The sequence below is a fragment of the Streptantibioticus cattleyicolor NRRL 8057 = DSM 46488 genome, from assembly GCF_000240165.1.
GTDB lineage: Bacteria > Actinomycetota > Actinomycetes > Streptomycetales > Streptomycetaceae > Streptantibioticus > Streptantibioticus cattleyicolor.
Map to the genome: position 1 here is coordinate 1,559,408 of NC_017585.1, position 12,493 is coordinate 1,571,900.

12 protein-coding genes and 1 pseudogene are annotated in these 12,493 nt (G+C 74.3%); 6 read left to right on the top strand and 7 right to left on the bottom strand.

Annotated features, from left to right (window positions below):
* The first annotated feature begins 101 nt into the window (after window positions 1–101).
* Window positions 102–2,110 (top strand): annotated as a pseudogene (locus SCATT_RS34485) (NACHT domain-containing protein).
* 95 nt (window positions 2,111–2,205) lie between these two features.
* On the opposite strand, the gene SCATT_RS34495 reads toward SCATT_RS34485, so the two are convergent.
* Window positions 2,206–3,078 carry a hypothetical protein gene (locus tag SCATT_RS34495; RefSeq protein WP_014150692.1) on the bottom strand — a complete coding sequence of 291 codons (873 nt, stop codon included), beginning with the start codon at window positions 3,076–3,078 and terminating at the stop codon, window positions 2,206–2,208.
* An 8-nt stretch (window positions 3,079–3,086) separates the two neighbouring features.
* A complete protein-coding gene (locus tag SCATT_RS34500; RefSeq protein WP_014150691.1) occupies window positions 3,087–3,725 on the bottom strand; it encodes a papain-like cysteine protease family protein in 639 nt (212 codons plus the stop codon).
* Window positions 3,726–4,144: 419 nt separating this feature from the next.
* Between SCATT_RS34500 and SCATT_RS34505 the strand changes: the two genes are divergently transcribed.
* Window positions 4,145–7,138 (top strand): helix-turn-helix transcriptional regulator, encoded by a 2,994-nt coding sequence (locus SCATT_RS34505; RefSeq protein WP_014150690.1) that lies wholly within the window; start codon window positions 4,145–4,147, stop codon window positions 7,136–7,138.
* Window positions 7,139–7,213: 75 nt separating this feature from the next.
* Here SCATT_RS34505 and SCATT_RS34510 read toward each other — a convergent pair whose 3' ends face one another.
* On the bottom strand, window positions 7,214–8,452 hold the full coding sequence (locus SCATT_RS34510) for a S53 family peptidase (protein ID WP_014150689.1): 1,239 nt from the start codon (window positions 8,450–8,452) through the stop codon (window positions 7,214–7,216).
* 503 nt (window positions 8,453–8,955) lie between these two features.
* Between SCATT_RS34510 and SCATT_RS38770 the strand changes: the two genes are divergently transcribed.
* The gene (locus tag SCATT_RS38770) at window positions 8,956–9,411 is read left to right on the top strand and encodes a hypothetical protein (RefSeq protein WP_157894774.1); all 456 of its coding nucleotides are present in this window, start codon (window positions 8,956–8,958) and stop codon (window positions 9,409–9,411) included.
* A 23-nt stretch (window positions 9,412–9,434) separates the two neighbouring features.
* Here SCATT_RS38770 and SCATT_RS34520 read toward each other — a convergent pair whose 3' ends face one another.
* The gene (locus SCATT_RS34520; protein WP_014150686.1) at window positions 9,435–9,884 is read right to left on the bottom strand and encodes an Lrp/AsnC family transcriptional regulator; all 450 of its coding nucleotides are present in this window, start codon (window positions 9,882–9,884) and stop codon (window positions 9,435–9,437) included.
* Window positions 9,885–10,006: 122 nt separating this feature from the next.
* Here SCATT_RS34520 and SCATT_RS34525 point away from each other — a divergent pair, with 122 nt between their 5' ends.
* Both SCATT_RS34525 and SCATT_RS34530 read left to right on the top strand, forming a co-directional pair.
* A complete protein-coding gene (locus SCATT_RS34525; RefSeq protein WP_014150685.1) occupies window positions 10,007–10,555 on the top strand; it encodes an RBBP9/YdeN family alpha/beta hydrolase in 549 nt (182 codons plus the stop codon).
* Window positions 10,556–10,636: 81 nt separating this feature from the next.
* Complete coding sequence (locus SCATT_RS34530; RefSeq protein ID WP_014150684.1) at window positions 10,637–10,885, top strand: hypothetical protein; 249 nt, start codon at window positions 10,637–10,639, stop codon at window positions 10,883–10,885.
* Window positions 10,886–10,909: 24 nt separating this feature from the next.
* Here the strand turns inward: SCATT_RS34530 and SCATT_RS40130 are convergent, their stop codons facing one another.
* From SCATT_RS40130 to SCATT_RS39170, 3 genes are all read right to left on the bottom strand, one after another.
* Complete coding sequence (locus SCATT_RS40130) at window positions 10,910–11,014, bottom strand: hypothetical protein (protein ID WP_322973108.1); 105 nt, start codon at window positions 11,012–11,014, stop codon at window positions 10,910–10,912.
* 167 nt (window positions 11,015–11,181) lie between these two features.
* A complete protein-coding gene (locus SCATT_RS37470) occupies window positions 11,182–11,676 on the bottom strand; it encodes an SDR family NAD(P)-dependent oxidoreductase (RefSeq protein ID WP_014150682.1) in 495 nt (164 codons plus the stop codon).
* Entirely contained in the window at window positions 11,660–11,836 is a 177-nt protein-coding gene (locus SCATT_RS39170; protein ID WP_014150681.1) for a hypothetical protein, read from the bottom strand. The genes SCATT_RS37470 and SCATT_RS39170 overlap by 17 nt, the downstream gene beginning before the upstream one ends.
* 95 nt (window positions 11,837–11,931) lie before the next feature.
* Between SCATT_RS39170 and SCATT_RS34540 the strand changes: the two genes are divergently transcribed.
* Entirely contained in the window at window positions 11,932–12,486 is a 555-nt protein-coding gene (locus tag SCATT_RS34540) for a TetR/AcrR family transcriptional regulator (RefSeq protein WP_014150680.1), read from the top strand.
* Window positions 12,487–12,493 lie beyond the last annotated feature (7 nt).

A 12,493-nucleotide genomic window follows, 5' to 3' on the forward strand; every position in this document is an offset into this window, starting at 1 on the left:
GCCCGCTGCCCGACGGCACGGTGAACGCGGTGAAGGCGGTGAACGACACCACGGTCCACGGCCCGGTGATCCAGGCCCGGGCGATCGGCAACGTGAGCCTGGTGCCGTCGCCCCCGACCGCGCGGGACGGGCTCGGCGATGCCGCGGACCGGCTTGCCAGGGCGACCCGTGACCAGTGGCGGCGCGAGGAGGAACGGCGGAAGCTCCGCGATCCGGTCCCGTTGCTGGTGCGCTGGCGGCCGGCGGCCGAGGACCTGACGGATCACTGGGCCAACATCCACGGCTCCGCGGACGGCAGTGTCCGCCATCCCCTGCCGCTGGCCGGCCGGCTGGACGGGATCACCGACCTCCACCGCCGGGTACCCTCCCGGCGGCTGGTCGTGCTGGGCCGGCCGGGGTCGGGCAAGACCGTCCTGACCATACGGTTCGTCCTGGAACTGCTCCGAGCCCGCACCGACTCGGCGGACCCGGTGCCGGTGCTCTTCAACCTCGGGACCTGGGGCCCCGACACCCCGCTGCGTGACTGGCTGGTCGGCCAGCTGGAACGCGACCACCCCGCACTCGCCGAACCCCGCCCCGGCGGCCCGGCGACCACCTGGGCCGCCGCCCTGGTCGGGGCCGACCGCATTCTGCCCGTCCTCGACGGGTTCGACGAGATCGCGGGCGGCCTGCGCCGCCGCGCGCTGGAAGCGCTGAACGACACCAACCCGCTGCCGCTGCTGCTCACCAGCCGCCACGACGCCTACGCCGCCGCCGTCGCGGGCAGCCGGGCGCTCACCGCCGCCGCGGCCGTCGAGCTGACCGACCTCTCCCTGGCCGAGGTCGCGCAGTATCTGCCGCGCACCGCCCGCCGGATGGCAGCCGGCGCGACCCGTTGGGACGACGTCCTGGCCGACCTGCGCGACCACCCCGAACGTCCGGCGCGGGCCCGCCTCGTCACCGCGCTGACCACCCCGCTGATGGTCGCGCTCGCCCGCGCCGTCTACAGCGACCTCCCCGACCGCGACCCGGGCGAACTGCTGGACGGTGACCGCTTCCGTACCGTCGAGGCGATCGAGGACCACCTGCTCGACAGCTTCCTCCCCGCCGTCTACCGGGACGAGCGCCCCGCTCGCCGCGACCGGCACGTGCGAGGGCTGACCTTCCTGGCCCGGCACCTGACGCGGCTGGGCACCCACGACCTGGAGTGGTGGAACCTGGGCGGCACCCTCGGCCGGCCGACGCGGACGGCCGTGGTCGGGACCGTGGCGGGAGCGGCCTTCGGGCTGGTCGACGTGGTGACCGTGTTGTGGTGCGTCCTGCCCGGGCAGGGCCTCGGCTTCGCGCGATCACTGGGGCTCGCGGCGTTGAACGGCGTCCCGTTCGCGGTGACGGCAGCGTTGCTCTTCGGCCTGGTGTACGGCCTCGCTCACGGCAAGGTGACGGGTCGGCCGTCCCGGGTGAGGGTGCGGCTGCTCGGTGGCACGTGCCGGACCCGCGAACTGTTCACGCGCCGGCTGGCGTACGGGTTCCTGGGCGGATTCGGGCTGTCGGTGGTGGGCTGGCTGCTGGACAGCTGGTGATCGGGTACGCGGTCACACCGTCCCAGGGGTTCGCCGCCCTCCTGAGGTACTGGCTGGCGCTGGGGCCGGTGACGGGACTCCTCTACGGTCCGATGGCCGGACTCGCGTTCGCGCTCACGGCGCTGCTCGAAGCCCCCGCCGACACGGAATCCGCCGTCAGCCCCGCCGAACTGCTGGCCGCCAACGGTAGGACCGCGCTCTTCGAAGTGGTGGTGTTCAGCCTCGTCATCGGTGGCGTCAGCGGCATCCCGTACGCGGCCGGGTGGATCCGGGGCGTCGACTGGCTCCTGATCGGTGCCGTGGGCGGCCTGGGAGGCGGGTTGTCGTACGGGCTCGGTCTGACCGCCTGGGGCCAGTGGGTGGCGTTGTGCCGCGTCTGGCTGCCGCTGACGGGACGGCTGCCCTGGACGGTCGGTGCCTTCTTGAGGGACGCGCATCAGCGAGGTGTGCTGCGTCAGGCCGGTGCCGTCCACCAGTTCCGGCACGCCAGGCTCCAACACCGGCTGGCGGGAGGGGACTTGGGGCGTGGCACAGAGGTAGGCCGTTGAGCAGGCAGCGGTGCCGGTGCCCGGACGGTGAGCCGGGCGCCGGCACCGCGTGGGTCCGTCCCCGGGCAGGGCGACGGAGGACGGGGCGGCGGGCGTCAGGCGGCCGTGGTCCGGCGCCTGCGGCGGCGTACCAGCCAGGCGGCGCCCAGGGCCGCGGTCAGGCCGCCGCCGACGGCTGTCGCGCCGGCGGTCGTCCGGTCCTGTGGTGCGGGGGCCGCGGAGGGGTGGTGGCCGGTGGGGAACCCGCCGAGTTCACCGGCGCGTTGGTAGGCCGTGCCGGGCAGCTTGTCGGCGTAGTGGGCGTGCACGAGGTGCTGGTAGCCGGCGAGTGTGACGCCGTGTGCGCCCACGGTGTCACGGGCTGGTGCGTTGAGCGGCAGCACGGTGCCGTCGTGGACCTTGTACCAGGCGTCGATCTGCGGTTCGGTGAAGACCAGGTCGCCGTGGGCCTGCCCGGGGTAGGTGGTCTCGTCCGCCCCGGAAATCATGTTCATGACATGCCAGGAGCCGGAGCGGGCGTCCCGGTCCAGCCACACACTGGCCGTCTTCCCGTGCGCCGAGGTGGCACGCAGCGCCCAGAACGCGAACCTCGCCACCGGCGCCGAACCCCGCCCGGCCACGAAGCCGGGGTCGAGGACGTAGACGGCCCGCGCGGGTCCGGTCACCCGGGGCGCCTCCGAAGCGGCGCCCGGTGCCTTCTCGGCGTGCGCGACGAGTCCGGTGCGGCCGGCGTCCCGCGCGTCGAGGTGGGCGAAGAAGGCAGCCAGCCGCGCGGTGGTGGCCGGGCCGGTGGCGACCGCGGTGGCCCCGGCGGCGTCCGCTGCCGACGGGCGGGCCGGCGGCGCGGACGGTGCCGCCGCGGCGAGTGCGCTGCCCGCGGCCGGCAGGACGACGGCGAGCGCGACGGCGGCCGGTATGCCCAGCCGCCGGACGGCACGCCCGCGGTTGGTCGGATCGTTGGCGGTCATCGCTTCCCTCAGCTCTCCCCGTACAGGGACTGGTCCCAGGTGAACTCGCCGTTGCTGACGTAGCTGTTGTAGTCCATCTCCCCGTAGCGGGGGTTGGACGGCCACGGGTCGGCGTAGAGCAGTTGCCCGCTGCTCGCGTCGTACCCGTAGAGCACGTTGGCGTGGCCGCCGCCGGAGGTCCAGGAGATGCCCACCTCGACCGGGGAGCCGGCGTCGATGGACCGGGCGACGGTCTGGAAGTCCAGCGCGCCGTCGGCGACCGAGCCCACGTTGCTCATGCCGGTGCCGGACCACCCGGCCTGCACGTCCGTGAGTTCACCCGGTTGGTTCGGGCAGGGGTCGCCCGGACTCAGGCCGCGCGCGTAGTCGCAGAAGGTGTTCTGGTCCACGTCGGCACCGTGTCCGAGGAACTGGGCCACCGACAGCCCTGTGGCGTCCCAGCACCACTCGTCCTGCTCCTGGGCCAGCTCGTTGAAGTTCAGCTGCCCGGCGGGGTGCACGGTGGCCGCCGCCGCGGGGCCGGCCAGGGGGGTGAGCAGAGACATCGCGGCCACTCCGGTGACGACCAGCGCGCACCAGGTGCGCCGCCGGCGCGGGGCGGGCGTCGCCGGCGCGTCCGGCGGGGTTCCGCGTTCGCAGGGGTTCATCGTCGCTCCTTGCTCGCCGCCCCCTGCTGGCGGGGGCGGCGGTGGGGGGTGTGAAGGCGTCACGGACACCGGCCGCCGGGGCACGGGCGGCGACCGGTGCCGGAAACGAGTGGAGGCTAGGTTCGCCGCCGTGTCCGCCGGAACCCCCTCGGACGAAGACAGGGGGTTTCCCGGTAGACGCCGTTCCCCCGAAGACCCGCGGTCGTCCCGGTCGCGCACCGATGCCTTGACGACCGGTAACCCCGGGTCCACCATGCTGTTCACCGCCCGCGCGGTCCCACACCCCGTCCGGACCGGCGACCACACCTCACTGTTCGCCGCGCGAGGACCGGTACGACGGCACACCGCGACCCGGATACCCGACGCGCCCGGGCGCGACCGTCGGCGCACGGAGCCGGATGCGGAGAGGCGGGACAGGCATGGGTACCGAACTGCCGGGCGAGGAACGGGAATCGCTGCGCCAGGCGGACGCCGCACTGCTCCGGCACGGCGGCGTACTCCTGCACGGCCCCCGGGGCTGCGGCAAGTCCTTCGCCGCGCACGCCCTCGCCGCACTCGCCCGGGACCGCGGCGACCTGGTGCTGGCCGCCGGCCCCGGACCCGGCGAGCGCCAACTGCCGTACTCCGCGCTGGCCGACCTGTTGGAGCCGCTGGGCCCCGACCGGTTCGCCGCCCTGCCCGGACCGCGACGCACCGCGCTGCTCGCCGCCTCGCGCAGGCAACCGTCGCCGCCGGACGGGGTGGACGCCCTCGCGTTACGGCTCGGGACGCTCACGCTGCTGCGGTCGCTGAGCCGGGACCGCCCGGTGCTCCTGGTGATCGACCCCGCCGACCTGGTCGACGAAGACAGCGGACCCGTCCTGGCGTACGCCGCCCGACGGCTGGACCCGGCACGGGTACGCACCCTCGTCACCGAGACCACCACACCCGGATCGTCCCCCGTGACCGGGGCGGCGCTGTGCACCGGCCAGGTACGGGAGATCGCCGTCGAGCCGCTCTCCCTGCCCGAGGTGTCGGCGCTGCTGGCACCCCGGGCGCTGCCGCACCGGCTGATCCGCGCGGTGCACCGCACCAGCGGCGGCAACCCCTGGTACGCCCTGGAACTGGCGCGGGCCATCGGCAACGCGGCCCAACTCCCCGACCGGGACGGGCCGTTGCCGCTGACCGCGGCGCTGCGCGCGCTGTCGGTGGGACGCCTCGGCGAGCGGGACACGGCGGTGCGACGGGTGCTGCGGCTCGCCGCCTACGCCGAGCGGCCCACCGTCGAGCTGCTGTGCCGTGCGGTCGCGGCAGCGGACCGCGGCCCCGTACCCGTCGGAGCCGGCGACGCGCGAAGACCCGTCGGCGCCGCCTGCCCGGACGCCGGATCCGCCGGGCTGCCCGCCATGGCCGGGACCGCGCCGGTGGTCGTCTCCGGGTGGCCGGGCCCGCGGCTTCCGGTCCGTTCCGGCGCGGTACGGGACGACGGAAGTCCGGCCCGGCTGGTGGCGCGGGCGCTGGAGGTCGCGGGCCGGGCCGGACTGCTGTGCGTGGAGGGGGAGTTGGTGCGGTTCGGCCATCCGCTGACCATCGCCGCGTTCCGCGAGGGCGACGACGCCGAACGCCGGGCCGCGCACACCGCGCTCGCCCGGGCGACGGCCGACCCCGTGGTCCGGGCACGGCACCTCGCGCTGGCCGCCACCCGCCCCGACGAGGCGCTCGCCCGCTGCCTGTCCGCCGCCGCACACGGCGCCCGGGCGCACGGCACACTGGAGACGGCCGCGGAACTGGGCAGGCTGGCCCACACCCTGACCCCCGAGGGCCGGACCGAGGACCGTGTCGAACGGGCCCTGGCGGCGGCCCGGTTGGCCTACGACGCGGCCGACTACGAACTCACCCGGGACCTCGCGGGCCGGGTGCTCGCCCACGCCGCCTCACCCGCCCAGCGGGTCGCCGCCTGCGTTCTCGTGGTGCACGCGGCCAACCAGGCGCTCCACGAAGCCGGGGACGCGTTCGAGCAGGCACGGGCCCACGCCGGCGACGACCCGCGACTGCACGCGCAGTCACATCTGCTGCTCGCCCTGCGGGCCCACATCACCGACGGCGACACCGCGGCGGCACGGGTCCGCGCGGCCCGCGCCGCCGAACTGGCGCGACAGGCCCGGGACCGCCCGACCGAGCTGATGGCCCTGTCGCTCCAGGCGTTCACCGCCACCCTGCTCGGCCGCCCGGACGCCGACGAACTGCTGCTGCGGGCGCTGTCCGCCCCGCACGACCCCGGGCGCACCGGTGGCCACAGCGGACCACGCGCGGTCAAGGCCCGGCTCGACCTGTTCGCCGACCGCACCCGGCAGGCCGCCGGCGAGCTGGAACGGCTGTTGTGCCGGGCCCGGCGCGGTGGCACCGCCGAAGACCTGATCTTCCTGCTCTGCTCGTCCATCGAGGTGGAGGTACGCGCCGGGCGCTGCGCGGCGGCGATGTCCGCGGCCCGCGAAGTGGCGCACCGGTCCCGGGAGATCGGGGTGCGGCTGGGGCCGGTGCCGCACAGCCTGGCGCTCGCCGAGGCCGCCGGCGGCGACCTGACGCGCTCCGCCGCGCTGGCCGCCGAAGGGGTGCGGACGGCGGAGGACAACCACGACCAGGTCTTCCTCCCGCTGGCGTTGTGCGTGCTGGGCCAGGTACGGCTGCGCCGCGGCGAGTTCGCGGCGGCGGTGGCGGACCTCGGCCGGGCGCGGGCGGTGGCCCGGTGGCGCGGCATCGTCGATCCGGCACCGGTCCCGTGGGCCGCCGACCTCGTCGAGGCGCTGGTCGCGGCGGGCGAGGCGGAGCAGGCCGACGCGTTGGCCGCCGAAACCCTGCACACCGCGGAACGGCTCGGGCGCCGGGGTGTGTACGCCTCCGTGCTGCGCGCCCGGGCGCTGGGCAAGGCGGCCGGGGGCGGCCCCGCCGAAGCGGTGGCCGATCTGCGCCAGGCGGTGGCCCGCCACCGCGACCTGGAACTGCCGCTGGAGACCGGCCGCGATCTGCTGGCGCTCGGCAGCGTCCAGTGGCGGCTACGCCATCCGAGCGCCGCGGCAGCCGCCTGGCGGCAGGCGGCCGACGTCTTCCAGCGGTGCGGAGCGCTCCCCTGGCTGCGGCGGGCCACCGCGGAACTCACCCGGTTCGGCACCCCGGACACACCCGCGCACGGCGTCGCCGCGACCGCGGTCCTCACCGTCGCCGAACACCGGGTGGCCGCACTGGTCACCGACGGCGCGACCAACCGGGAGGCCGCCGCCCGGCTCTTCCTCACCGTCAAGACCGTCGAGTCCACCTTGACCCGGGTGTACCGCAAACTCGGGGTGCGCTCGCGTACCGAACTGGCACGGCTGATGCGTTCCTCGGGCGACCCCCGCCCGGCGGCCCCCGGCGACGAGGCCCACCCGCTGCCGTGAGAGAACGACGGCAACCGCAAGGGCCCCGGACGCGGGTCTCCCGCGCGTCCGGGGCGCACACCGTGCCGTGGTGGATCAGCCGGTGAAGGCCGCCGTGCCGTTGGGGGTGCCCAGACCGGTCGGACCGTCGTACCCGTCACCCGCGGTGCACAGGTACGTGCCGCAGCTGCCGTTGGAACCCGAGGTGACGTCGTTGAGCGCCGAGGTGTGGGCGTACGGGAACGAAGCCGGGTTGCTGCCCTGCGACGGCGTACCCGCGTCCGCGTAGACCGCGGCGATGATGGGCGACGACGCGCTGGTGCCGCCGTAGACGTTCCAGCCCTGCGACTGGTAGCTGTCGTACACCGCGACGCCGGTCGCCGGGTCGGCCACGGCCGCCACGTCGGCGACGGTGCGCTGCGAGCAGCCGGTGTCGGTCTGCCAGGAGGGCTTGGACTCCACCGTGGAGCAGCCGGAACCGGTGCCCGAACCGCCCGACTGGCTGCCCCAGACGCTTTCGCTCCAGCCGCGCGCGCTGGAGTCCTGGGTGAGGCTGGTGCCGCCGACCGCGGTGACGTACGGGGAGGCGGCGGGGTACTCCACGCCGTATCCGGAGTCACCGGCGGACGCGGTGATGACCACGCCCGGGTGGTTGAAGTACTGGCTGTCCGCCTGGGTGTCCGAGGGGTCCTCGGGGCCGCCGTAGCTGTTGGAGACGAAGCCCGCGCCGAGGCTGACCGCCTCGTTCACCGAGGTGCCCAGGTCGGACATGCTGGCGGAGTTGGCCTCCACCAGGATGATGTGGGCCTCCGGCGCGATGGCCGAGACCATGTCGAGGTCGAGCGAGATCTCCCCGGCCCAACCGGAGTCGGCGCTGGGGTAGTTGGTCCCGCCGTTCTGGTCGACCTTCGTGAAGCAGCCGTTGTCCGAGGTGCACGCCGGAAGACCGTACTGCGAGCGGTAGGTGGCCAGGTCGGACTCCGCGTTGGGGTCGTCCTGGGCGTCCACGATGGCGATGGTCTGCCCCGCGCCGCCGTCCGCGGGCAGGTTGTAGGCGCTCAGCAGGTCGGAAGGCCCGTAGCCGGACGGCGCGGCGTCGGGGCCGATCGCCGCGTTGCGGACGATGTCGGTGCGCACCAGCGCGTTGCAGGCCATCAGGCCCGGGTGCGGCTGCGCACACAGGTGCTTGACGTGCGCGTGCTGCCGTGCGGCGACGGGCGCGGCGTCGGCCGGACCCGCGGTGGCGAGCCCGGCGGTGGCCAGAGCGGCGGCGGATATGGCCGCGCCCGCGGCACGGTGAAGTCTGCGCCGGCCGGCAGAGGTCGAGTTGGACAACGTACAGCCCTCCCTGTGGGGTTGGGCGCCACACGCGGGCCTGGTAAGGCACCGGTACGTGTGGTCCCGGGAGCGATGGATGTGGTGCTGCGCGTGGCGGGACAGCAGACCGACGGCAGGGTCATGGCGCGATCATGTCAATCCGCCCGCTGGGTGATGCCGCTGAGGAACGTATCGGAGCGGCGCACTCCCCACAAGCCTTGCGTCGACACGCAAGTGTAGGGAACACTCGCCTTGCCGAAACATCCGGCCAATGCCGGGACATGGCCGTCAGGTCCGACGTTGCCTTCGTCGTTTCACGACGTCACGCACGTACCGCGGCGCGGTGCACGCGTCCTCGCGAGGGCGCGCCCCCGGTGCCCGCGCTCCGCGGCGAAGACACCCCGCGCACCGCTCACGTCCGGTACGGGACCGCGCCGGGAGGGCGTGCCGGGCGGAAGCGGAACATCACGACCCAGCCACTTCGGCCGGGTGCGGGCATCTCGAAGACTACGGTGCGGATCATGAACTCCATGCGCTCCCTGCTGGCCGCCGTCGCCTGCGCCGCCGCCTTGTGCCTCGCCGCCTGCGACCCCACCACCACGACCCCGGCCCCGTCCGCCTCCGCCGGCTCCATATCCCCGAACCCCAGCGCCACCGCGACCGTCACACCGAGCAACTCGCCGTCCCCGTCGGCCCCGTCGAGCCCCGCCCCGGCCGCGACCCGCCCCGCCGCACCCGCGACGCACGCGGCGGCACCGCCGGCTCGCACCGCCACCACCGAGGCCACCGACAACTCGGCGGACGACACCGGCTCGGCGACCGGTACCGAGGTGTGCGGCATCCGGTCGAACGCGGGCAACTGCTACCGGGCGGGCCAGTTCTGCCGCAAAGCGGACCTGGGCCGTACCACCACGGACGCCGAAGGCCGCGCCATCACCTGCGGCATGGAATCCGGCCGCCCCCACTGGCACTACTGAACCCACCGGCGGATGCGTCGAGATCACGGCGTCGTGGCGTCGGCCAGCGGTTTCGGCGGGTAGGCGCGGAGCACGAGGGACGTGGTGACGGGGCCGTAACGGGCGAGCGCGTCGACGACTTCCTCCAACCGCTCCGCCCGCGGGCAGTGGACGTCGAGGACGAGGCAGTCCTCCCCGGTGACCCTGAGGACGGAGGTGATCTCCGGGGTCCGGGAGGCGAAGTCCAGGGCGCGCGAGAGCCGGGCGTGCGTGGTGCGCAGCCGGATCACGGCGTGGATGTTCAGCCCCAGGGCCGCCGGGTCGACCACGGCCCGGTAGCCGGTGATGACGCCGTTCCTCTCCAACCGCTGGATGCGCGCACTGGCCGCCGGCTGCGAGAGCCCGACCCGGCGCCCCACCTCCGCGCCGGTCAGCCGGCCGTCGGCCTGGAGCAGGGCGAGGATGTCCCGGTCTATCCGGTCGAGTGATTCCACCGTTATCCCCGTCACTTTCCTTGAGATCACTTGTCCCCCTGCCGCCGCCCCGCCCCGTTCCGCAGAATCTGCCCCAGGCGCCCCAGGACCGCCGGGGCGACTAGGTGAAACGGTGGTGGGCCATGGTCGCGTACGTCATCATCCCGGGCATCGACGGCTCGGACGACCGGCACTGGCAGACGGTGTGGGAACGGCGGTGGGGCACCTCGGCGGTACGCATCTCCCCGGCCTCATGGTCCGCCCCCGACCTGGACGACTGGACCGACGCCGTCCAGACCGCGTACGACCACGCCGCCCGGCGGGACAGCCGCGTCGTGCTGGTCGCCCACAGCCTGGGCTGCTGGGCCGCGGCCACCTGGCTCGGCAAGAACCCCGCAAGCCCGACGGCCGGCGCGTTCCTCGTCGCACCACCCGACCCGCACGGCCCCGCCTTCCCCCGCCGGTCGGCCGCCACCTTCACCACCGTCCGCGCACACCCGCTGCCCGGCCCCGCCCTCGTCGTGGCGACCACCGACGACCCCTACTGCACCCCCGACTCCGCCGCCGACCTCGCGGCACGTTGGAACGCCCGCTACCACCTCACGGGCCCGCACGGACACCTCAACTCCGCCAGCGGGCTGGGCTCATGGCAGGACGGCCGTGAGCTGCTGGAGTCCTTGACCGGACGATGACCGGGCGGACACCACCACACAGTCGGGGCTGTGAACTCCATTACGCTGCGTCGTCCATCGGTCACCTGCCAGGATGGCGCCATGAACGATCCGTCACTTCTCCGGGCCGACTCCGCGATGACCTGCGCGTTCGAGGGGGACGCCCGGGGCATCAGGGCTCTCCTCATCGACCTGGACCTGGAGGAGGCCCGGAAGGTCTCCATCCGCCTCGCCGCCCGCGCCGCCGAGGCGATGCATGTCACCGGCGCCTGCGCCGGCCTGACGCAGGATCAGATCACCGCCGTGTGGGACATGATCCGGACCAACGGCTTCGGCCCGGACCAGGGGTAGCGCCGCCCCGCGCGACGTTTCCGCTCACCGGACGGTGAGGCCACCGTCGACGGCGAGGACGGTGCCGGTGGTCCACCGGGCCGAGGGGAGGTAGACGGCCGCGGCGGCGATGTCAGCGGCGGTGCCCAGGGCGTCCCAGGGGGTAGGAGCGCTCGATGTGCTCGTCGTGTGCGGCGCGCTCCTGCGGGGTCATGGGGGTGAGGTAGGAGCGTTCGTACGCGGGGGTGCGGACCGCGCCAGGAGCGATGGCGTTGACACGGACCCCTTGGGGGCGAGTTCGTTGGCCAGCGCCCGGGTCAGGGAATCGATCGCCCCGCGGGTGGCGGAGTGGGCGGCCGGGGACCGTTTTGCGGGCCCAGTAGCTGCTGATGTTGATGATGCTTCCGCGGGCGTTGAGGAGGGCGGGCAGCAGTTCCCGGCTCAGCAGCAGCGGTACCTGGACGTTGAGGTGCCACATGGTGTGCATCGCGTCGACCGTGGTGTCGGCGAGGGGGGGCGAAGTGCGCGGTGCCGACGTTGTTGACGAGGGTGTCGACCTGGGCGGTGAGGTTTCCGACCTGTGTGGCGATCCGGGCGGAGGCGTCGGGCGCGGAGAGGTCCGCGGACACGGTGTGCACGGTGGTGCCGTGCCGGCCGAGTTCCTCGGCCGCGGTCTTGAGTTTGTCGTGGTCGCGGGCGACGAGGATCAGGTCGGCTCCGTCATGGGCGAGGGCGTCGGCGATGGCCAGGCCGAGGCCCTCGCTACCGCCGGTGACGACGGCGAAGCGGCTGGTCTCACGGTGCTCGGACATGCCAGGTTGCCTCCGTGCGGTCGGTGGAAACGCTCAGGGCCGCGCATTGGCGCAGCTCTTCGAGCTGGTCGCCGAGGGCGTCCTCGATGCCGGCGAGGGCGACGAGGGCCCGGCCCGGTCCGCCGAACGCCCCGGTGACCTGCCGAACGCGTGGTCCCATGCGCCGCACCTCTCGTACGAGCCAAATAAACGGACAAAGGCTGTCCGTTTCCTGGCGCGGAGCGGCCTGGAGGGACCCGAGGGCGGGTGTTGCCGGTGCGCGCCGACGCCCAGCGCAATGCCGCGCGTGTCCTGGCGGCGGCACGCCGGGCCGTGGCGTCCGCCGGGCTGGACGTCAGCTATCACGAGATCGCGCGGGAGGCCGGCGTCGGTGTGGGCACCGTCTACCGGCGTTACCCCGAACGCGGCCAGCTCATGGCGGCCGTGCTGGGCGACATCCTCGCCGAACTGATCGACACGGCACACCGGGCGCTCGACTGCGACGACGCCTGGGAGGGCTTCTCGTCGCTGTTCACCGGCCTCGCGCTGCGCACCGCGCAGAACGCGGGACTGTCCGGCTCCCTGGACCAGCACGGCGGACCCGCTGTCGCCGAGCAGCGCGACCAACTCCTCGACCTCACCCGGAGGGTCGTCGAGCGTGCCCAGCGCGAGGGCCGCCTTCGCCGGGATCTGTCCTGGCAGGTCGTGCTGCAACTGACCGGCGCCGCGGCGGCACAGGGGTGTGTGCTCGGTCTCGAACCTGATCCCGCACACCGTCACCACCGCGCGGTGACCGTTCTTCTCGACGGTCTGCGGGCAGGCGGGCGGTGAGGCGGAG

Excerpts from the sequence above, each read along its gene's own strand:
- SCATT_RS34495 (WP_014150692.1), bottom strand. The coding sequence starts at position 3,078 with ATGACCGCCAACGATCCGACCAACCGCGGGCGTGCCGTCCGGCGGCTG.
- SCATT_RS38770 (WP_157894774.1), top strand. The coding sequence starts at position 8,956 with ATGAACTCCATGCGCTCCCTGCTGGCCGCCGTCGCCTGCGCCGCCGCC.
- SCATT_RS34500 (WP_014150691.1), bottom strand. The coding sequence starts at position 3,725 with ATGAACCCCTGCGAACGCGGAACCCCGCCGGACGCGCCGGCGACGCCC.
- SCATT_RS37470 (WP_014150682.1), bottom strand. The coding sequence starts at position 11,676 with ATGTCCGAGCACCGTGAGACCAGCCGCTTCGCCGTCGTCACCGGCGGT.
- SCATT_RS34525 (WP_014150685.1), top strand. The coding sequence starts at position 10,007 with ATGGTCGCGTACGTCATCATCCCGGGCATCGACGGCTCGGACGACCGG.
- SCATT_RS34530 (WP_014150684.1), top strand. The coding sequence starts at position 10,637 with ATGAACGATCCGTCACTTCTCCGGGCCGACTCCGCGATGACCTGCGCG.
- SCATT_RS34505 (WP_014150690.1), top strand. The coding sequence starts at position 4,145 with ATGGGTACCGAACTGCCGGGCGAGGAACGGGAATCGCTGCGCCAGGCG.
- SCATT_RS39170 (WP_014150681.1), bottom strand. The coding sequence starts at position 11,836 with ATGGGACCACGCGTTCGGCAGGTCACCGGGGCGTTCGGCGGACCGGGC.